Raw genomic sequence first — 20,601 nt, 5'->3', positions numbered from 1 at the left:
GAAAAGTCTTTTTTTTAAGTCTAATTTAGCTTAAAATATAATATAGTAAGATGATACTTAAATAGAAAAGGAGAAAAAAATGATATTTACAAACGCAGTTGTGCTGTCAGTAATTATTTTGGCAGCCTTATGTTTAGCAAAAATTCCTGTATTTTTTGCTCTAATGATTTCAGCAATATCTGCTGGTCTTATTTCAGGTATGGGAATTGTCGAGACTATGAACACCCTAATAGGTGGAATGGGAGGTAACGCTGAAACAGCATTAAGTTATATATTACTAGGTTCTTTAGCTTATTGTATGGAAGAAACTGGTGCAGCAGCCATAATGGCAAAGAAAATTGGATCCTTAGTTAAGGATAATAAAATTTTACTTTGTGGCATTATAATTGTAATAGCTATAATGGCAGAAACAGTTATACCAATTCACATTGCTTTCATTCCAATTTTGATTCCGCCACTTCTTTCACTTACTAACAAGATGAAGATGAACAGAAAAATGCTTTCCGTTTCCTTTGGTTTTGGACTTAAGGCACCTTACATCGCCCTACCTCTAGGATACGGTGCAATTTTCCATGGTTTAATAATTGACTCCTTTGGAAGATCAGGTCTTGATATAACAGATAAAGATGTAACTGGAACTAACTGGATTGTTGCAGCTATTATGTTTTTAGGTCTATGCGCTGGTTTATTATTCTTTATGAGAGACAGGGAATATGAAACAAAAGATGTAAAGGGTGAAATTGTCGAAGTTCCAGAAAAATTAGAAAAGAAACACGTTTTAGTTCTACTTTCTGGAGTTATAACAGTTGTAGTACAAATCTTAACAGAGTCATTGCCACTTGGAGCCTTAATTGGACTTATCTTTGTAGTTGTTACAGGAGTAGTAAAGTGGTCTGATATGCAAAAAATGCTTGATGGCGGTATTAATATGATGGGTTTCATTGCTTTTGTTATGTTAATTGCAGCAGGATATGCCAATGTAGTAATAAAATCAGGTGCAATTGATGATTTAGTTCAAGTCGCTCAAAACCTACTTGGTGGATCAAAACTTGTAGCATCCTATGTAATGATTTTATTGGGACTTATGATTACTCTTGGAATAGGAACTTCCTTTGGTACAGTTCCAATTATATCTGCAATTTATGTTCCAATAGCTATGAGTTTAGGTTATTCGCTTAAAGCAACTATCCTTCTTGTTACTATTGCAGCAGCTTGTGGTGATGCAGGATCACCAGCATCAGATACAACACTTGGACCAACATCTGGTCTTTCAGTTGATGGTCAACACGAGCACATAAAGGATACTTGTATTCCACAGATGCTATTCTTTGGATTACCATTAATTGTATTAGGTGGATTTGTAACGACATTATTATAAAATAAATAAAAGAGACTTACTGCGGGGTGTACAGTAAGTCTCTTTTATTTTTCAAAATATAAGTAAAGGATAGTAAAATAATTCAAATATTATTTCACTAATATAATTATAACTCTAAACTAAAAAAAGTAAAGAAAATTTTTGCCATACGAAGTCCATTCCACATGATGGAACTAATTTTTTTGGCATTCTGGGCAGACACCCTTTAGCTCAACAAGATGACCAATTACCTTAAAACCAGTTTCTTCTTCGGCAATTTTTTCAAACTCTGATATAGGACATTCTTTTATTGGAGACACCTTGCCACACTTAGAACAAACAATATAATGTCTATGCTCAGATCCTGCAAACTCATAATATAAAAGGCCATTAGAGTATAAATTTTTTCTTATTATGCCTTTGTCCGATAGCTCATTTAACATCCTATAGAGGGAAGTTAGACTAGGAATAGTATTCTTGTCAGCAGATGCAAAAATCTCTTCTGTGTTCATTGGAACTTCAGATTTATTTAACTCTTCTAATAGGGTGAGACGACCCTTAGTAACTTTCAAATTATTTTTTTTCAAAATATCTTCAAATATTTTCATGATTTCACCACCTTTAATAATATAATTATAACAAAATTTAATTAATTTTAAAAAAATCCTTTTATTATAATAAATATCTGTTATAATACTAATGCAAATCATTATTGTTTAGGAGGAAAAAATGAAAAATATCAAAAAATTTATATTTTTATTAGCAGGAATTATTTTATTATCAGGATGCTCTAAAGGAGGAGAAGCAAAAAACTCTAGTGACGCTAGCAATAAAGAAAACAAGCTAAAGGTTTATGCTTCTGTATATCCTATTTATGATTTTACAAAAAAAATTGCTGGAGATAAGTTAGATGTTGAAATGGTTATGCCACAAGGAACTGAACCTCATGGATGGGAACCAGATTCTAATGCAATTAAAAATTTAGAAAATGCAGATATGTTTATTTACAATGGAGCAGGCCTTGAATCATGGACTGATAAAGTTCTTGGATCACTATCAAATAAGGACCTAAAAGTTGTTGAAGCTTCAGAAGGTGTTGACCTTATTAAGTCAACTCATAGCCATGACCATGAAGACGAAGATCATGACCACGAAGCAGAAGGAAACCATAACCATAATCATAATCATGAAGCTGAAGAAAATCATAATCACAATCATGAAGCTACAGAAAACAATCACGATCATGAAGATCATGACCACGAAGGACATCACCATGGACCAATGGATCCACATGTATGGATTTCTCCAAAGAATGCAAAAATAGAAATGGAAAATATTAAAAATGCCTTAGTGGAACTTGATAAAGACAATGCAGATTATTATGAGTCAAATTACAAAAAATATGCTAAAATGTTAGATGAACTTGATGCAAAATATAAGGAAAGCCTAGAAAATCTTCCAAAGAAAGAAATTGTTGTAAGCCACGAAGCTTATGGATATCTTTGCAAGGACTACGGCCTAACTCAAATTGGAGTTAAGGGAGTAAATGCAGAAACTGAACCAGATGCAAAGAAGATGGCAGAAATAATTTCTTATATCAAAGAAAATAATATTACAACTATTTTTACAGAAGAATTAATTGATCCAAAGGTTTCAAACATTATCGCAAGTGAGACTGGCTGCCAAGTTAAGGTTCTTTCACCAATTGAAGGTTTAAGTCAAGAACAAGTGGATAATAATGAAGATTATTTTAGCATCATGGAAGAAAATCTAGAAAATTTAGTAGGTGCTTTAAAATAGTGAAGGAAAAATTGTTAGAAATTAAAAATCTGAAATTTAAATACAATGATGATTTAGTTTTAGATGATATAAACTTTGATGTCTATAGGGGCGACTATATCGCCCTTATAGGATCTAATGGTGCTGGAAAGTCGACTTTAGTTAAACTTATTTTAAACCAACTTAAGCCGCTGGAGGGCACTGTTTCTTTTTATACAGAAAATGGAATAGAAAATATTGGTTATGTACCACAACTTTCTGTCCCATCAAGTCTTGAGTTTCCAATTACAGTTTCGGAACTCTTGTCCCTTGCTCTTTATCCAAAAAATAAGGGGTTTAGAAAATTAAAAAGTTATCATAAAGAAAAAATAACCAATGCCTTAAATTTAGTTGGCATGAATCAATACAGGGATAGACTATACACAGAATTATCTGGTGGACAAAGGCAAAGAATTTTAATTGCTAAGACCCTAGTGGCAACCCCAGAATTTTTAATTCTTGATGAACCCATGACTGGTGTAGATAAGGAGTCTAAGGAAGCCTTATTTCACCTTTTAAGTCACATAAATAAACAGCACAATATTACCATCCTTATGATAACTCACAATCTTGAAGAGATAGAGAACAATGTAAACAAGGTTTATGAGATAAAAGATAAGAAGATAAGGGAAGTGAAATAATGGAAATTTTTCAGTATTCATATATGATAAAGGCTTTAATAGTTGGAGCTTTTTTATCAATAATAATCCCTTGCATGGGTGTTGTAGTTGTAAATAAAAAAATTTCTGTAATTGGAGATGCCTTATCTCACGTTTCCCTTGCTGGTGTAATGCTTGGTCTAATTACTTCAACTTCTCCTGTTATTGGAGCCCTAATACTTTGCGTTGTTGGATCTATATTTTTGGAGTATGTTAGGACGAAATTTCCAGGCTATCAAGAAATTTCTTCTGCAATATTAATGAGCACAGGAATCGGTCTTGCATCACTTTTTTCAGGCTTTGTTAAGACAAGTGCAAACTTCGAAGAATATTTATTTGGCTCCATAATTGCCATACCACAATTAGATTTTTATTTAATCCTTGGAGTTTCAATTATAGTATTCTTTTTATTTTCATATCTATTCGTGGACTTAATGTACATTTCCTTTGATGAGTCTTCAGCAAGGCTTTCTGGAGTTAATGTTGATAGAATAAATTTGATTTTTATGATTCTAATAGCTGTTACTATTTCTGTATCAGCAAGAACTGTTGGGATTCTAATTATTTCATCCCTAATGGTAGTGCCAGTGGCTTGTGCTATGCAGTTTAAGCTTGGATACTTAAAGACCACTATACTTGCTTCATGCTTTGGATTTATATTTACCATTCTTGGACTTGTGTCATCATTTTACTTGGGTTTAAAACCAGGTGGTGCCATTGTATTAATTGGAGTTTTATTTTTAACAATTTTATTAATTATAAAGAGAAAATAAATAAATGAATTTTAGCTGGAGAATAAAAATTTTTCTCCAGTATTTTTTTATTTAAAATTATAAAAAATTAGAGGTCTTATCTTTATTTATAGGTGCCTATGATTTATGATAGAGAGAGTGAATACTTAGGGGTGTTTTATGGAAATATTAGTAAAAGAAAATTCTTATAAAATAGATATTGATTATAAAAGTGACGACAAGTTAAAAGATTTTTTAAGGGGAAGAAGCGAATCAAAATTTTTAATAATTACTGACGAAAATGTATTTTCTTTATACGAAGACAGGATAAAAAGTATAATGAAGGGCTTGGAATATTTTATTTTTAAAATTACTCCAGGAGAAGAATCAAAATCCATTGAAAACTTTGTGGAAATTAATAAGTTTCTTGTAGAAAATAATTTTAATAGGGGCGATGCAATAATAGCCTTTGGAGGAGGAGTAGTTGGAGACCTTGGTGGCTACGTTGCAGCAAGCTACCTTAGGGGAATTGATTTTCTTGCTGTTCCTACTACTTTATTATCAATGATTGACTCTTCAGTTGGCGGAAAAAATGGAATAAATTTTATGAATTTAAAAAATCAAGTTGGATCCTTCTATTTTCCAAAGTATGTGCATATTGATTACAGTTTTTTAGAGACTCTTGATGAAAGAAATATAAATAATGGGCTGGCAGAAATTTTTAAGTATTCAGTTTTAAAGGACAGGGAACTTTTTGAATATTTAAAATCAGCAGACGACTTGGACTATGAAATGATTATTTATAAGTCCTTAAATATAAAATTAGATTTTGTTAGAGATGACGAAAGAGATAGGGGCAAAAGACAAAAATTAAATCTTGGCCACACAATAGGTCATGGGATTGAGTCCTTATCAAACTACCAACTTAACCATGGCGAAAGCATTGGAATAGGAACTATATATATGGCAAGGGCTGCTTATAAATTGGGTCTTGCAGAAGATGACTTTTATAAAGACCTAATTGAAGCTTTTGAGAATCATAATTTACCAATATCTTACGACTTTGATACAGATGAAATTTTAGAAGTACTAAAGCATGACAAGAAGATAAAAAATAACAGGATAAACGTAATTATTCCAACGAAAATCGGAGAAGTTATGAGTAAAAAAATTGATTTTGATGAATTAAGGGAAATAATAGAACTTGGAAAAAATAATTAATAGACTCATTGAAAATAAAAAATTAGATGGAAAAATTTCAGGTATAACTTCAAAATCCTATGCTCATAGGGCAATCTTTTGTGCCGCTTTGGCAAGAGGTGAATCTATCTTAGAAATTGACAACTTGTCCAAGGATATAGAAGCGTCTCTAAATGTGGTAGAATCTTTAGGAGTAAAAATTTCAAGAGAAGGAAGTAAGATCCACATTGAAGCTCCTCAAGAATACAACAAAAAAACACTTATTGATGTAGGAGAAAGCGGAAGCACCCTAAGGTTTATATTGCCGATTCTAGGAGCACTTGGAATTGAGGCTGAAGTGATAAGAAGAGGAAGCCTCGTGACAAGAACTAACTCTGTTTACTTCGATTTATTTCCAAAACATGGTGTTTCTATAAGGGAAGTTGGAGAAAAAATTTTAATCAGTGGTAAATTAACAAATTATTATTTTGAACTTCCTGGAAATATTTCTTCACAGTTTGTTACTGGTTTATTATTGGCAGCTGGAGGAATAGGACAAGACTGCACTATTAAACTAACAACTGAGACAGAATCAAGGCCCTATATTGATATGACAGTAGATGTTATGGATAAATTTGGAGTAAAAGTATTAGAAGATAAAAATATTTATTCAAGCAGGGGAAAATTTATGGGACAAGATTATATTGTTGAAAAGGACTGGTCTAACGCTCTATTTTTCCTAGCAAGCGGAGTAGAAGTTATAGGTTTAAATAAATTATCAATCCAAGGAGACAAGGAAGCCTTGAGGTATTTTAATGAACTTGGACTTGAAAACAATTCAAAAGATTCCTATAGGTTTGTAAAGAGAAATGAGGCCAAAGAAAAAATTATTATAGATGCAAAAGATATTCCTGATACGATTCCAATCCTATCAGTTCTATGTGGTCTTTATGGAAAGGAAATAGAAGTCATAAACATTGAGAGATTAAAACTAAAGGAAAGTGACAGGGTAGAGTCAACTATTGAAATGCTAAAAAGACTTGGGGTAAAAGTTTCTTTAAATGAAAATTCTTTTTCCTTTAGTGGAGTTGGTAAATTTAATTCATGTAAGATAAATTCCTTTAATGATCACAGGATAGCAATGTCTGCGTCTATTGCTGCAGGCTTTGCCAAGGGTCCTATAGAAATAATTGATAGCGAATGTGTAGAAAAATCCTACAAAGAATTTTATAAGGACTTAGCTTCACTAGGAGGTGAAAATCATGTCCTATAGTTTTGGTAAAAATTTCAAAGTTACATTATTTGGTCAATCTCACTCAAGCGGAATTGGTCTTGTTATTGACGGAATTGAAGCAGGATACAAAATTAACAGAGACTTAATTGCAAAAAATCTTGACAGAAGAAGACCTGGTAGAAATGAATTTTCAAGTCCTAGAAAAGAAGAGGACTCTTATGAACTTGTCAGTGGAGATGTAGAAGACATAACATGTGGTGCACCTCTTTGTGCAATTATAAAAAATAAGGACCAAAGATCAAAGGACTATGACAATCTTAGGAATATGCCTAGACCATCTCATGCAGACTATCCAGCCTATGTTAAATTTGCATCTTACAATGATGTAAGAGGTGGAGGCCAGTTTTCTGGAAGGATGACAGCTCCTCTTGTAATAGGAGGGTCTATCGCTGAAGATATTTTAATGAAAAGAGGAATAAAGATTTACTCAAGAATTAAAAGCATAGGTTTGGCAAAGGATAAAGAAATAAATTTAGATGATATAAAAGAAGAGAACTTTTATGACTTTAAAGATCAGGTTTTTCCTGTTATAGACCCATCTTCAAGAGAAAAAATGAAAACTGAAATTTTAAAGGCAAAGGAAGAAGGAGACTCCATTGGAGGTATAGTTGAAACTTTTGTGTTAAATATGCCAGTGGGTATTGGCGAGCCTTTTTTTGATTCTCTAGAGTCAGTAATTTCACATGCAGTTTTTTCAGTACCTGGCATAAAGGGGATTGAATTTGGAAGTGGTTTTGAAGCTGCAAAAATGTTGGGAAGTGACCACAATGATTCTTATTATTATGAAAATAAGGAAATTAAAACTAGGACTAACAATCATGGGGGAATAATTGGTGGACTTTCAAGTGGTATGCCAATTGTATTTAGGACTGCTGTAAAGCCAACAAGTTCTATTGCTAAGATTCAGGACACTGTTTCACTAAAGGACAAAAATAATACAAAATTAGAAATTGTAGGAAGACATGACCCTTCAATTGTGCCAAGAGCTCTTGTTGCAATAGAGATGATTACGGCTATAGCTCTTCTCGACCTAGTGATGGAAGGTGAAAGATGAGAAATCTAAAAGAAGATAGGGAAATCCTAGATAAAATTGATGCTGAAATAATAAGACTTCTTGAAGAAAGAATGACGATCATAAAAGATGTGGGTCTTTACAAGTTGAATAATAATTTAAATACAGAAGATAAAAATAGGGAAAGAGAAATAATAAAAAAATTAGAAAATAAAATAGATGAAGAATTTAAAGATATTGTAGACCCTATCTATACTTCAATTTTTAAAGAAAGTAAAAAGCTTTCAGCAAAAATAAAAAATGAAAACTTCACTTATGGATTGATTGGTGAAAGCCTATCTCACAGTAAATCTAAGGAAATTCATGAACTTTTAGCAGATTACACTTATAATTTAAGAGATATAAAAAACAATGAATTAGATGAATTTTTTAATTTAAGAAAGTTCAAAGGGATAAATGTAACCATACCTTATAAAGAAGTTTCCATGAAATATCTTGACGAGATAGATGAACTTGCTAAGGAAATTGGAGCTGTAAATACCATAGTAAATAGAAAAGGAAGACTGATTGGATATAACACAGACTACCTTGGTTTTGACTACAGTTTAGGTTTTTATGGTATTGATTTAAAAGATAAAAAAGTATTGATTTTAGGATCAGGTGGAGCTAGCAAGATGCTTCAAAAGCTTCTTATGGATAAGGGCGCCAAGGAATTTGTAGTAATAAGCAGGTCCACTGAAAATAATTATGAATCTATAGAAAAATTTTCTGACTTTGAAGTAATAATCAATGCAACACCAATTGGTATGTATCCAAACAACATGGAGTGTAAGGTGGATTTAGCTAAGTTTAACAAACTAGAGGCTGTTATAGACTTAATTTATAATCCGTTAAAGACTAAGTTAATAATCGATGCAGAAAAATTAAGTATAAAAACTATGTCAGGTCTTATGATGTTAGTTGCCCAAGCTTTCTTTGCCTGTGAGCTTTTCCTAGATAAAAAACTTGATGAATCTATTATTATAAAGATTTATAAAAAATTAAAATTTGATATGGAAAATATCCTTTTAATTGGTATGCCTTCATGCGGTAAGACAAGTATGGGTAAGATGCTTGCAGAAAAACTTAAGAGAGACTTTTATGATACAGATGACTTAATCGAAAAAGAAGAAGGCAAAACAATTCCAGAAATTTTTGAAGAAAAAGGCGAAGCTTATTTTAGAGATATAGAAAGTAAAATATTAAAAGATCTTAGCAAGAGAAATGGTATAGTAATAGCAAGTGGAGGTGGAACGCCTCTTAGAGAAGAAAATAGAGATTATATCTCACAAAACTCTTTAGTTATATATCTTAATAGAGACTTAGAGAACTTAGAGACATCTGGTAGACCACTCTCAAAAAATTTAGAAAATCTTAAAAAACTTTATGATGAAAGAAAAGAAATTTACGAAGCTTTAGCCAATATAGAAATAGATGTTATAGAGGATAAAATTAAAAATTTAGATTTAATTCTTAAGGAAGTAGAAAAACATGAAGATTTTAGTGATTAATGGACCTAATATAAATATGTTGGGAATAAGAGAAGTAAATATTTATGGCAGTGATAACTATGAAAAACTTTTAGAAATTTTAGAGGAAACTGCTAATGAAGAAAATATTGAATTTGAACATTTTCAATCAAATCATGAGGGAGCTATAGTTGATAAAATTCAAGAAGCCTACAAAAAGTTTGATGGAATTGTCATAAACCCCGCTGCCTATACTCACACCAGCATTGCAATTTTAGATGCCTTAAAGGCAGTAAGTATTCCAACAGTTGAAGTTCATATATCAAAAGTTTCAGATAGAGAAAACTTTAGACAAGTTAATTTTATCAGGGACTATGCTATAAAGTCCTTTGAAGGATTAGGAATATCTGGTTATAAAGAGGCAATTATATATATAAAAAATTATTTAAAGGAGCAAGAATGAGATCACTTATAATAGATAATTACGATTCCTATACTTACAACCTCTATCAATTAATTGGAAAGGTTTCAGGTCTTGAGCCCATAGTAATTAAAAATGATGAGATGACCTATGATGAAATTTTAAATTTAAATTTTGACAATGTAATTATTTCTCCAGGTCCTGGAAGTCCAGACAAGAAAAAAGATTTTGGAATTTGCAAAGATATAATAGAAAAATTAAATAAACCAATTTTAGGGATTTGTCTTGGTCATCAAGGGATTTATTATTGCCACGGTGGGGAGGTAGTAAGAGCTGAAGAGCCAATGCATGGAAGGCAAAGTTCTGTTAACCATAATGGAAAGGGTTTATTCAAGGGAATAAAAAATAATTTTATTGTCACTAGGTACCATTCACTCACTTGTCAAGACCAAGAGCTTGATGATATTGAAATCGATGCAAGAACTCCTGAGGGTATAGTAATGGGTATTTCTCATAAGACTAAACCTATCTATGGTCTTCAATTTCATCCAGAATCTATAGCAAGTGAATGTGGAGAAGAATTAATTAATAATTTTATAAATATTACTAGAGACTTTTATAATAAAAACCAACTTGCTTATGAAATAATTGAAAAAGATTTTGATACAAGTGAACTTTATGAGAAACTTTATGCTTATGATGACAGGACCCTTTGGCTTGATAGCAGTAAGGTAGAAGAAGGTCTTTCAAGATTTTCTATCTTTGGACTTCAAGGTAAAAAAAGAGGACACACAATTAAATATGATGTTGATAAAAAGTTAGTGGAAAAAACTTTTGTAGCTTCACAAGAAAAAGAAATCTTTGAAGAAAATATTTTTGATTTTTTAAAAGCTAATAGACCTAGATGGGATTATGATGAAACTCTTCCCTTTGACTTTCAGCTTGGTTATATAGGATACTTTGGATATGAGTTAAAAAAAGACACAGAGAATGTTTCAAATAAGCACTCTTATTCCTATCCAGATGCCTATTTAAAATATTGTGACAGGGCCCTTGTTTACGATCACTTAGAAAAGAAATTGTATCTACTTTCTTACGGCGATGATTTAGATTGGAAGGAAGATATAAAAAAAATTTTAGATGTTGATTTAGAAATAAAAAAAGAAAGAGAAGAAAAAAGAAAATTTCCAAAATTAAAATTTGTAAAAGATAAAAAAACTTATACTGAAGATATTTTAAAAATAAAAGAATTAATTTGTGCAGGGGAAACTTATGAAGTTTGTTTAACAAATAGACTTGATATCTTTGACAAAATTGATGGAAAGAAGTATTATATGGAGCTCAGGGATAAAAGTCCTGGACAATATAGTGCCTTCTTGCCCCTTGATGAGCTAAAAATAGCATCTTCATCAATGGAAAGATTCTTGAGAGTAGATAAAGATAAAATTGTATCAACTAAGCCCATCAAGGGTACTATAAAAAGAGGAGAGTCAAAGGCAGAAGATGAAAGCTTAATCGAAGAACTTAGAAGCGAAGAAAAGACTAAGTCAGAAAACCTAATGATTGTTGACCTTCTTAGGAATGACTTGGGCAAGTTCTGTGAGATTGGATCTGTTGAAGTTCCAAAACTTATGGATGTAGAGACTTATAAGACCCTACATCAACTTGTAACAACAGTATCTGGAAAAATTAGGGAAGATGTTGACATAATAGAAGTTCTTGAAAAAACTTTTCCAGGTGGTTCCATGACTGGAGCACCAAAGAAGAGGACCTTGGAGATAATTGATGAACTTGAAACTTATCCTAGAGGTGTTTATTCAGGAACAATTGGATATATATCAAATAATTCAACAATGGATTTTAATATTGTTATAAGGACTGCTCTTATTGAAGAAGATAAGGCTACTATAGGAGTTGGAGGAGCCATCATTCTTTTATCAGATGAAGAAGAAGAGTTTGATGAAATTGTCTTAAAGGCCAAGGGTTCACTTCTTGCACTCCAATCTTATTACAATAATTTTGATGAAATAGATATTGAGGGAAGCAAAAATTAAAATGAAAGAAAATTTAAGCAAAGCTAAAATTGTAAAAATTAGAGATATAAATCTCGGAGATGGCAAGCCAATATTAATTGCAGGGCCTTGTTCCATTGAATCACGAGACCACATAATATATGAAGCCAAAGACCTAAAAAGATTTGGTGTAGACATAGTAAGAGGTGGGGCTTTCAAACCTAGAACATCTCCTTTTGATTTTCAAGGTTTGGGTTTTGAGGCTGTAAAATATTTAAATGAGGCATCAAAGGAAGCTGACCTACCAGTAGTAACTGAAGTCCTAAGCGAAGATCACGTGGAATTAATTAAAGATTACGTAGATGTTTTTCAAGTTGGGTCTAGAAATATGTATAACTATGCTCTTTTAAAAAAAATTGGTAAGACTAATAAGCCAGTAATTTTAAAGAGAGGATTTTCTGCAACTCTAAAAGAATGGGAAATGGCAGCAAAATATATTGAAGTAGAAGGCAATGAAAATATAATTTTTTGTGAAAGAGGAATCAGAACCTTTGAAACTGAGATGAGAAACACTCTTGACCTAGCAGGAGCTTACATGATAAAAGAAAAAACTGGTTATCCTGTTATAGTAGATCCTAGTCATGGAACTGGAAAGAGAGAACTTATTGAACCAATGGCTAGGGCAGTCCTTGCTCTAGGACTTGATGGCCTTATGATCGAAGTTCATCCAAACCCAGACCAAGCGAAAAGTGATGCAGCTCAAACAATTGGATATGATATCTATGAAAGAATTGTAAAACAATTTGAGGAATTCAATGAGAATAGAATTTGATGATGGTTATTCCTTTGGAAGAGGAGCCTTTGAAACTATAAAAGTAGTTGATGGAGAACCTCTTTTTCTTGATAAGCATTTAAGTAGACTAAAAAAATCTTTAAGATTCTTTGAAATTGAAAAAGATATTGATGAAGAAAAAATTTATATTTATATAAAATCTTCTGAAGAAAAAAATTTTGCTTTAAAGCTAATTGTATCCGATAAAAATTTTATATTGACAAGTAGATCTGACAATTATAGAGATGATGATAAAAATTATAAATTAATTCTTTCAGAGGTTAGAAGAAATTCGTCTTCAAAAATAATTTACCACAAGAGTCTTTCCTACTATGAAAATATTATGGAGCATAGGTGGGCACAAGACCAGGGATATGATTCAGCTCTTTTTATAAATGAGAGAGAAGAAGTTTGTGAAACTTCCTTTGCAAATATATTTTTTGTAAGGAATGGAGAAATTTTTACTCCAACTGTTTCTTCAGGACTTTTAAAGGGGACTATGAGAGACTACATTTTAGAATCATATAAAGTTAAAGAAGATGTAATTAGTTTTAAAGATATAGATACCTATGATGAGGTATTCATCTCTAACTCACTTATGGGAGTTAGAAATGTTTCATCGATTAACGATGTAAATTTTAATAAGGATGAAGTAACTAGATTAATTCAAAGAAATTTGAAAGAGTTTGGTTTTTAAATTAAGCTGGCAATAGCCAGTTTTTTTATTGAAGAAAATTTATGCTAAAGACAAGTAAAAATTTTTAAATAGATGAAGAAAAAATTATTTTGTTGTAAAATTAAAGTAGATGAAAAGGTGATTTTATGAAAAAAACTAATGCAATGAGAATTCTCGAAAGTGAAAATATAAATTTTGAAATAATTGAATACTCTACTAAAGACGGAATAGGTGGAGTAGATGTGGCAGAAAAATTAGGAGAAGATCAACACAGGGTTTTTAAAACTCTTGTAACAGAAGCCAAAGAAGGAGAACATTTCGTGTTTGTTGTTCCAGTTTCATCAGAGCTCGACTTAAAAAAGGCTGCGAAGGTATCAGGTTCAAAAAAAGTTGAAATGATTCCACAAAAAAAGTTATTACCATTAACTGGTTATGTCCATGGAGGGTGCTCACCAGTTGGAATGAAAAAAGAATTTAAGACTTTTGTTGATTCCTCTGCAGAAGATTTTGATTTCTTCTATGTCAGTGGTGGAAAAGTTGGAATGCAAGTAAAAATAAATCCAAAAGAGTTAGTTGGTCTAATTGGTGGAGAATTTGCTGATATAAAAAAGGAGTAAGTATGTATAGAGATATTTATGAAGAGTGGCTTAGAAATGATAAAGTAAGCCAAGACTTAAAAAAGGAACTATTAAAAATGAAAGATAATGAAGAAGAAATAGAAGATAGTTTTTACAAAGATCTTGAATTTGGTACAGCTGGTCTTCGTGGAATTCTTGGACCAGGAACCAATAGGATGAATTATTTGACTGTAGGTAAGACTGCCCTTGCCCTTGCTGAATTAATAGATGATCTTGGAGAAGATGCAAAGAATAGGGGAGTTGTAATTGGTCGTGATATAAGACATGGGTCCTATGAATTTTCTATTCTGACAGCAAAAATATTAGCAGACAAGGGAATAAAAGTTTATTTATTTCCAGGAATTTGTCCAACCCCACTTTTAGCTTATTCTATAAGATATTTAAAGACGATTTCTGGAATAATGATTACTGCATCACACAATCCTAAAAATTATAATGGATTTAAACTTTATTGGAAAAAAGGATCACAAATCCTAAATGATATCGCAGAGACAACCGAAGAAAAATCAAAAAATATAAATATTTTAGATTTTGACTTCAATAGTCTAAAAAAATTAGGGGAATATAAAAATATTAAATTCTTAGGTGAAACTGTAATAAACTCTTTTTACAAAGACACTCTCAGTCTATCCTTAACGGATGATATAGATAAGGATATTAAAATTGTTTACACCCCTCTAAGTGGTTGTGGTAATAAATATGTTAGAAATGTATTAGCAAAAAGAGGATTTAATAATGTTTTTGTAGTTCCTGAACAAGAAAATCCTGATGGAGATTTTAGAAATGTATCCAATCCAAATCCTGAAGATATAAAAGCTTTCGACAAGGCAATAGAACTTGCAAAAAAAGAAGATGCAGATATAATCATTGCAACGGATCCAGACTCTGATAGGGTTGCTGTTCTTGAAATGGGAGATGAAATCTTAAGAATTAGCGGCAACCAAATGGGATTTATATTAGGAAACTTTTTGCTTGAAATGAATATCCAAAAAAATATTGAAAAGCCAGCCTTTGTCAAGACAGTGGTAAGTGCTGACCTAATTAAAAAAATTGCCAAAGACTATGATGTTGAAGTTTTCGAAACTTTAACAGGCTTTAAAAATATTTGCAACTTGCCTAATATTTGGGATGAAAGTAAAGAACATAACTTTATCTTTGGATATGAAGAATCCATAGGGTATGTAATTGGAAACCACATAAGAGATAAGGATGCAGTGGGAACTTCTATGATAATCGCAGAGATGGCAGGATATCTAAAGAAAAGGAAACTTAAAATCAAAGATTACATTGGAGAAATCTACAAAAAATATGGATACTTTGAAGAATATCTTGACTCAGTTTATTTCCAAGGAAAAGATGGAAATGCTAAAATGAAAACAATTATGGAAAGTTTCAGATTGCTTGATTCCTTTGAAAAAATCGGAGACTTAAAGAAGAAAAAAGACTTTATAAAGGATGAAGAAAACCCACAAGATCTTTTGAAATTTTATTTTGATGATGAAACATGGTTTGCCCTAAGACCTTCAGGTACTGAACCGAAATTAAAAATTTATGCATACGTAGTATCTGATAATAAGGAAGAAGCAAAAGAAAAAATAAATATTATGAAAGAAGAGATAATGGAAAAAATTCATACAAGTAGGTGAGAAAATGATTCTTTATTGTGACTTTAATCCAAAAATTATTAGAGAGTTTAATTTGAAAGATGAATCAGAGGAAATTATTGAGTCTTCAAAGATTTATCCTAGCGGGCATGGAATATATATGTCTCTCTTTGCAAAAAAACTTGGCATAGATTCAGAAGTTTTTATGTTAAAGGGAAATAAGAGAGGTAGAGAAATTGCATTATCATTGAGTCAACTAGGGATAGATGTTAACTATACAGGACTTAAGGATGAAAATGTAGAGGAAGTGTTAATTAAATCAAAAGATTCTAAAAAAGTTTATATGACTGAAGATCCCAGAATAACTATGGAGGACAGGTCTGATATATTAAACTCCTTTGAAAGGTCTCTTTACAATAAAAAGATAGTTGTTATTCCTAAAATTGATTTAAAGGGTTTAGATGATGATATTTATGAAAAACTGGTAAAGATTTGTTACCAAAACAATGTTAAGGTTGCTGTAAACCCAAGAAATCTTGATGAAATTGAAAAGACAAATCCCTACATTCTCATGTTTGATAAAAATGACATAGAGAAAGATAAGAAAATAAACTACACAGGAGAAGTAATTGAATTTAACAAAAAATTTATAAAGTCTGGAACTAAAATTGTCTTTGTAAATAGTAAAAGAGCAACAATTATTTCTACAGAAGAAAAAAATTATAGGGCCTATATAAATAAGGAAAAGTTAGAAAATAAAATTTTAACTGAAAAATTTGACACAAGTCTATGTCTTTCTGGTCTTGCTATAGCCCTTGATAGGGATTATGATTTTATAACTTCAATAAAGCTTGCAATCTCTTGTGGAGTGTGGGAAAATTTTGTAGAAAAAGATAAAATTGAAATGAGCCCTATTAAAAGAATAATGAATAGTGTTGAAGTAGAAGAAATTTTATAAATCAGGAGGAAAAATGAAAAACTTTCACTTAAACAGAGAAGATGTTGTCTTTACCTTTATTGACATTCAAGACAAGCTACTAAAGGCAATGTATAACAAGGATCAAATTGTAAAAAATTCAACTGTATTGGCAAAAGTAGCAAGTACTATTGGTGCTGAAGCAATATATACCGTTCAATATCCAAAGGGACTAGGCTTTACTAACGAAGAAGTTAAGGCTCCTCTTAAGGACAAAAAGGAATTTGGCAAGTTAACTTTTAATTCCTATGGAGACGAAGAAATAAAAAAAGAATTTGATAGACTTGGGAAAAAACAAGTTGTCCTATGTGGAATGGAAACTCATATTTGTGTGTTCCAAACTGTTAGGGCCCTACTTGAAGCAGGCTTTGAAGTTTTTGTTGCAGCAGATGCATTGGGATCAAGAAGTGAAGAAAACTCTAAAAATGGAATGGAACTTCTTCGTGAAATGGGAGCAGTAATTTCTAACACAGAAACAATTTTGTTTGACCTTGCGGGTATTGCGGGAACAGACGAATTTAAAACATTGCAAAAATTAATAATTTAATAAAATTCTTTATGAGAGAGCGTCCATGTGGATGCTCTTTTTTGGTCTTAATCTATGATATAATTAGTTTGGTGATAAGATGAAAATAATTCACACTGGTGATTTACATTTAAAAAAATTTTATAAGGGAAGGTTACCTCTAGAAGTTTCAAATAAACTTTTAGAGGATTCTTGGCGTGCCCTCTTTGAAGTTTTTGAATTTTCAAATGAAGTTCAAGCTGACATTATTTTAATTGCGGGAGACTTATTTGAAAGAGAATTTTTTGACTTAAGAGATTTAAATAGATTTTCAGACTTGGTAAAAAGAGTTAAGGCCAAAGTTTTTATAGCCTTTGGAAATCACGACTACCTCTCTGAAGACAACTTATTTTTAAAGGTAGACTTGCCAGAGAATTTATATATTTTTAAAAATGAACTCGATTATTTTGAATTAAGTGAATTAAATACAAGGATTTATGGAATTTCTTACGATTCTTTTTCATTTAAAATAGATTTAAACGATATTAAATTAGACGAAAAATTTATAAATATTGGACTCTTTCATTCTGACTTAAAAGATGAAAGATACTTGCCCTTGAGCAAGGATTTTCTTGAAAAGTTTAATTACGTTGCCCTTGGTCACATCCACAAGAGAGGCAAGGTATTTGACAACACATATTATTCAGGATCCCTAATTCCACTTTCCTTTAAGGATCAAGGCAAGAGGGGAATAATTTTTTTAGATGATGAGATAAAATCCATTGAATTTAAGAATTTTTCAAAAAGAGAATTCATTAATCTCGAAGTAAGTTTAAATAAAGAAATGACATATAATGAAATCTTAAACGTTGTTCAAGATCAAATTGAGGAAGACAATCTTTATAGGATAAGACTTAAGGGAGAAACAAGACATAGGGAAGACTTAGAAAACTTCTTAAGAGAAAATTTGTCAGCCTTTTATTTTGAAATTCAAAATGATTTACTTGATTCTTTTGAAGAATATGAGATAGAGGACAAGTATTTAATAGAACTCTTAAACAGTTTTGCTTCTAGCCATAAAGAAATAGAGGCAAGAGAACTTTCAAAAAAATATATTTTGGAGCAATACTATGATAATTAAAGAATTAGGACTTTTAAATTTTGGAAAATTTGAAGATAAAAAAATTGAGCTCCAAGAAGGAATAAATTTAATCTACGGTAGAAATGAAGAGGGTAAGTCAACAATCGTAAACTTTATAGATGGAATTTTTTATGGTTTTAGTCGTGACTCTCTTTCGAGAAAGGTTCGTGACGACTTATTTGAAAAATCTAGACCTTGGAACTCAAATTTGTACAGGGGCTACCTGATTTTAAATGACAACGAAGAAGATTTTAGAATAAGTAGGGACTTTGATAAGGACGAAATTTCAATTTTAAATCTTAAAATAGGCGATGATCTATCGAATGACCAAAGAAATTTTATTTATTCAAGAATTCCACAGCCAGGGGCTTTATTTTTCTACTTAAATAGAAAAGTTTATAAATCCACTTTTTTTATTGGTCAAAGACTAAGTCAGTTTGAAAGTGATGCCAGTGGTGAATTACAAAATAGAATTAATAATTTTTCTGTTTCCGAAGATGAAAATGTTGATTTAAGTAAGGTCATAGAAAAAATGAAAGATGATCTTTATGATTTAGGAAGCAAAAAAAGAAAATCATCAGAAATTGGAAAAATTAACGAAGAATTAGAAAATATTTCAAAAGATAAAGTTAATTTTTTAAGTCTTAAGGAAACTTATAAGAAGTCAATTGATAAGTATAAGGAGTCTAAAGACAGGTTAGTAGATTTAGAAGACAAGCTTAGGGGGCGAAAACTCTTTGAACTTGAAATCTTGAAAGATAAACTAAAGCAAGGCTATGCAAGCGAATCAGAAAATGATGAGAATTATAATTTTTCTGATCTTGAAAATGCCATTGAAATAAATAGAAGTCTTGGCATGTATTCAAGTTATCTTGATGATTTATTATCAGCTGAGAGAAAGAATTTTGATGTTGACCTTGATTTGGAAGAGGATTATAAAAGATTTAAAGAAATAAATAGAGAGATTCAAGCCTTAAACGAAAATAATTATTCTAAAGAAAGAGAGATAATTTCTTGGGATATAAAAAATATAGAAAGGGAAGTTTTTAAATATGTTATAAAATTTCTTTCATCAATGCTTGGAGGACTTGCAATAATTTTAATTTCTTTTTATTTTAAGAAATATTTTATTTCAATCCTATCTCTTTTATTTTTTACTTATTCTTATTTTAGGATAGTAAAATTTAGAGAAAACAAAGACTTATTAAATAGATTAAAAAATAAATATCAAGATTATAAATTTAAATCTCAGGAAAAAACTTTAATAAAGAAAAAATTTGACAAAGAAATAGACGAGATTTTAATCAAATATAAGGCTAGAGATAAAAAAGAACTCAGTGAAATCTTTGATTCGAAAAGTGAAGAAAATATAAAAAATATTTCTAAAAATGAATACAATAGAGAATGGATAGAAAAAAATTCTCAAGAAATAGAAGAGACTAAAAAAAATATATTTAATCTTGAGAAAGAACTCCAAAATATTTTCCATCAATATGAGGTTGAAAATATTAAGGGATTGAAAACTCTATTTTATGAAAAGAGAGACGCAAGCAGGGTTAGTGAATACAAGTATAGGATTAAAGAACTTGAAAAAGAAAATCTTAGTGGAGACTTTTACAAAGAAGAATCTATTGATGAAATACAAGATAAAATAGATCAAGAAAAAAATAATATTTTAAACTTAGAAGGTAGATTAAAAACTTTTGAAGATTCCCTAGAAAAATTAAGAATTCTAGATGAAAAATCCTATGAGCTAAATGAAAAGTTAAAAAAATTAGAATATAAGAAGGAATTGCTAGAAATATCAATTGAAAAATTTGAAGATTTTGTTAAGGCAAGAAGAATAGATAATCTTCCCCTTCTAAGAAAAGAGATTTCAAAATACTTGGATTATATGACTTCTGGAAAATATAATGAAATTTTAATTGATGACAGCTTTGGAATAAGGGTTTATGATAGAGACATAGAAGACTACATTGAATTAGATAGTTTGAGCATGGGTACTATTGACCAGATTTATCTAGTTTTTAGACTATCTATATCAAAAATAATTAGTGACAAAGAAATACCTTTAGTGCTTGATAGCCATTTTGACTCTTATGATGATTTCAGGCTTAAAGAAGCTCTTGAAATTCTACAAGACAATAAACAAGTCTTAATTTTTACAAGCACAAATAGGGAAAAAGAAATTTTAGATAAATATAGTATGACATATAATTTAATAAAAATTTGAGGTGT

General features: G+C 30.7%; 19 protein-coding genes. 18 read left to right on the top strand and 1 reads right to left on the bottom strand.

What is annotated here, in order from left to right:
• Positions 1–79: 79 nt before the first annotated feature.
• On the top strand, positions 80–1,378 hold the full coding sequence (locus M9426_RS00600) for a Na+/H+ antiporter family protein (protein ID WP_005957568.1): 1,299 nt from the start codon (positions 80–82) through the stop codon (positions 1,376–1,378).
• A gap of 173 nt (positions 1,379–1,551) precedes the next feature.
• Here M9426_RS00600 and M9426_RS00595 read toward each other — a convergent pair whose 3' ends face one another.
• The gene (locus tag M9426_RS00595; RefSeq protein ID WP_195444184.1) at positions 1,552–1,965 is read right to left on the bottom strand and encodes a Fur family transcriptional regulator; all 414 of its coding nucleotides are present in this window, start codon (positions 1,963–1,965) and stop codon (positions 1,552–1,554) included.
• Positions 1,966–2,086: 121 nt separating this feature from the next.
• Between M9426_RS00595 and M9426_RS00590 the strand changes: the two genes are divergently transcribed.
• From M9426_RS00590 to M9426_RS00510, 17 genes are all read left to right on the top strand, one after another.
• Entirely contained in the window at positions 2,087–3,157 is a 1,071-nt protein-coding gene (locus tag M9426_RS00590; protein ID WP_250342127.1) for a metal ABC transporter substrate-binding protein, read from the top strand.
• A complete protein-coding gene (locus M9426_RS00585; protein WP_250342126.1) occupies positions 3,157–3,816 on the top strand; it encodes a metal ABC transporter ATP-binding protein in 660 nt (219 codons plus the stop codon). The genes M9426_RS00590 and M9426_RS00585 overlap by 1 nt, the downstream gene beginning before the upstream one ends.
• Positions 3,816–4,607 carry a metal ABC transporter permease gene (locus M9426_RS00580; protein WP_250342125.1) on the top strand — a complete coding sequence of 264 codons (792 nt, stop codon included), beginning with the start codon at positions 3,816–3,818 and terminating at the stop codon, positions 4,605–4,607. The genes M9426_RS00585 and M9426_RS00580 overlap by 1 nt, the downstream gene beginning before the upstream one ends.
• Before the next feature lie 138 nt (positions 4,608–4,745).
• Positions 4,746–5,786: a 3-dehydroquinate synthase gene (gene aroB, locus M9426_RS00575; protein WP_250342124.1), complete on the top strand. Its 1,041-nt coding sequence runs from the start codon at positions 4,746–4,748 to the stop codon at positions 5,784–5,786.
• Positions 5,770–7,017, top strand: coding sequence for a 3-phosphoshikimate 1-carboxyvinyltransferase (locus tag M9426_RS00570; protein WP_250342123.1), 1,248 nt, complete (start codon positions 5,770–5,772; stop codon positions 7,015–7,017). Before aroB ends, M9426_RS00570 begins: the two co-directional genes overlap by 17 nt.
• On the top strand, positions 7,007–8,092 hold the full coding sequence (gene aroC / locus M9426_RS00565) for a chorismate synthase (protein ID WP_250342122.1): 1,086 nt from the start codon (positions 7,007–7,009) through the stop codon (positions 8,090–8,092). The genes M9426_RS00570 and aroC overlap by 11 nt, the downstream gene beginning before the upstream one ends.
• Positions 8,089–9,600, top strand: a complete 1,512-nt coding sequence (locus tag M9426_RS00560) for a shikimate kinase (RefSeq protein WP_250342121.1) — start codon at positions 8,089–8,091, stop codon at positions 9,598–9,600. Before aroC ends, M9426_RS00560 begins: the two co-directional genes overlap by 4 nt.
• Complete coding sequence (gene aroQ, locus M9426_RS00555; RefSeq protein WP_250342120.1) at positions 9,581–10,021, top strand: type II 3-dehydroquinate dehydratase; 441 nt, start codon at positions 9,581–9,583, stop codon at positions 10,019–10,021. The genes M9426_RS00560 and aroQ overlap by 20 nt, the downstream gene beginning before the upstream one ends.
• Positions 10,018–12,033: an aminodeoxychorismate synthase component I gene (gene pabB, locus M9426_RS00550; protein WP_250342119.1), complete on the top strand. Its 2,016-nt coding sequence runs from the start codon at positions 10,018–10,020 to the stop codon at positions 12,031–12,033. Before aroQ ends, pabB begins: the two co-directional genes overlap by 4 nt.
• A 1-nt stretch (position 12,034) precedes the next feature.
• Positions 12,035–12,823, top strand: a complete 789-nt coding sequence (gene aroF / locus M9426_RS00545) for a 3-deoxy-7-phosphoheptulonate synthase (RefSeq protein WP_060800288.1) — start codon at positions 12,035–12,037, stop codon at positions 12,821–12,823.
• Positions 12,807–13,520 (top strand): aminotransferase class IV, encoded by a 714-nt coding sequence (locus M9426_RS00540; RefSeq protein ID WP_060800287.1) that lies wholly within the window; start codon positions 12,807–12,809, stop codon positions 13,518–13,520. Before aroF ends, M9426_RS00540 begins: the two co-directional genes overlap by 17 nt.
• A 125-nt stretch (positions 13,521–13,645) precedes the next feature.
• Positions 13,646–14,116, top strand: coding sequence for a Cys-tRNA(Pro) deacylase (ybaK, locus tag M9426_RS00535; protein ID WP_250342118.1), 471 nt, complete (start codon positions 13,646–13,648; stop codon positions 14,114–14,116).
• Positions 14,117–14,118: 2 nt separating this feature from the next.
• Complete coding sequence (locus M9426_RS00530) at positions 14,119–15,783, top strand: phospho-sugar mutase (protein WP_250342117.1); 1,665 nt, start codon at positions 14,119–14,121, stop codon at positions 15,781–15,783.
• 4 nt (positions 15,784–15,787) lie between these two features.
• On the top strand, positions 15,788–16,699 hold the full coding sequence (locus tag M9426_RS00525) for a 1-phosphofructokinase family hexose kinase (protein WP_250342116.1): 912 nt from the start codon (positions 15,788–15,790) through the stop codon (positions 16,697–16,699).
• 13 nt (positions 16,700–16,712) lie between these two features.
• Complete coding sequence (locus tag M9426_RS00520) at positions 16,713–17,264, top strand: isochorismatase family protein (protein WP_060800283.1); 552 nt, start codon at positions 16,713–16,715, stop codon at positions 17,262–17,264.
• Positions 17,265–17,343: 79 nt separating this feature from the next.
• Positions 17,344–18,363, top strand: a complete 1,020-nt coding sequence (locus M9426_RS00515; RefSeq protein ID WP_250342115.1) for a metallophosphoesterase family protein — start codon at positions 17,344–17,346, stop codon at positions 18,361–18,363.
• Entirely contained in the window at positions 18,353–20,596 is a 2,244-nt protein-coding gene (locus M9426_RS00510; protein WP_250342114.1) for an ATP-binding protein, read from the top strand. The genes M9426_RS00515 and M9426_RS00510 overlap by 11 nt, the downstream gene beginning before the upstream one ends.
• Positions 20,597–20,601: the final 5 nt, after the last annotated feature.

The sequence above is a fragment of the Peptoniphilus genitalis genome, assembly GCF_023614525.1.
GTDB classification, from domain to species: domain Bacteria; phylum Bacillota; class Clostridia; order Tissierellales; family Peptoniphilaceae; genus Peptoniphilus_A; species Peptoniphilus_A genitalis.
This window is presented reverse-complemented; position numbering and strand designations above follow the sequence as displayed.

Bases quoted from the DNA above. Each gene is read 5' to 3' on its own strand.
- M9426_RS00600 (WP_005957568.1), top strand. From the start codon at position 80: ATGATATTTACAAACGCAGTTGTGCTGTCAGTAATTATTTTGGCAGCC.
- M9426_RS00595 (WP_195444184.1), bottom strand. From the start codon at position 1,965: ATGAAAATATTTGAAGATATTTTGAAAAAAAATAATTTGAAAGTTACT.
- M9426_RS00590 (WP_250342127.1), top strand. From the start codon at position 2,087: ATGAAAAATATCAAAAAATTTATATTTTTATTAGCAGGAATTATTTTA.
- M9426_RS00580 (WP_250342125.1), top strand. From the start codon at position 3,816: ATGGAAATTTTTCAGTATTCATATATGATAAAGGCTTTAATAGTTGGA.
- aroB (WP_250342124.1), top strand. From the start codon at position 4,746: ATGGAAATATTAGTAAAAGAAAATTCTTATAAAATAGATATTGATTAT.
- aroC (WP_250342122.1), top strand. From the start codon at position 7,007: ATGTCCTATAGTTTTGGTAAAAATTTCAAAGTTACATTATTTGGTCAA.
- M9426_RS00560 (WP_250342121.1), top strand. From the start codon at position 8,089: ATGAGAAATCTAAAAGAAGATAGGGAAATCCTAGATAAAATTGATGCT.
- aroQ (WP_250342120.1), top strand. From the start codon at position 9,581: ATGAAGATTTTAGTGATTAATGGACCTAATATAAATATGTTGGGAATA.
- pabB (WP_250342119.1), top strand. From the start codon at position 10,018: ATGAGATCACTTATAATAGATAATTACGATTCCTATACTTACAACCTC.
- aroF (WP_060800288.1), top strand. From the start codon at position 12,035: ATGAAAGAAAATTTAAGCAAAGCTAAAATTGTAAAAATTAGAGATATA.
- M9426_RS00540 (WP_060800287.1), top strand. From the start codon at position 12,807: ATGAGAATAGAATTTGATGATGGTTATTCCTTTGGAAGAGGAGCCTTT.
- ybaK (WP_250342118.1), top strand. From the start codon at position 13,646: ATGAAAAAAACTAATGCAATGAGAATTCTCGAAAGTGAAAATATAAAT.
- M9426_RS00530 (WP_250342117.1), top strand. From the start codon at position 14,119: ATGTATAGAGATATTTATGAAGAGTGGCTTAGAAATGATAAAGTAAGC.
- M9426_RS00525 (WP_250342116.1), top strand. From the start codon at position 15,788: ATGATTCTTTATTGTGACTTTAATCCAAAAATTATTAGAGAGTTTAAT.
- M9426_RS00520 (WP_060800283.1), top strand. From the start codon at position 16,713: ATGAAAAACTTTCACTTAAACAGAGAAGATGTTGTCTTTACCTTTATT.
- M9426_RS00515 (WP_250342115.1), top strand. From the start codon at position 17,344: ATGAAAATAATTCACACTGGTGATTTACATTTAAAAAAATTTTATAAG.
- M9426_RS00510 (WP_250342114.1), top strand. From the start codon at position 18,353: ATGATAATTAAAGAATTAGGACTTTTAAATTTTGGAAAATTTGAAGAT.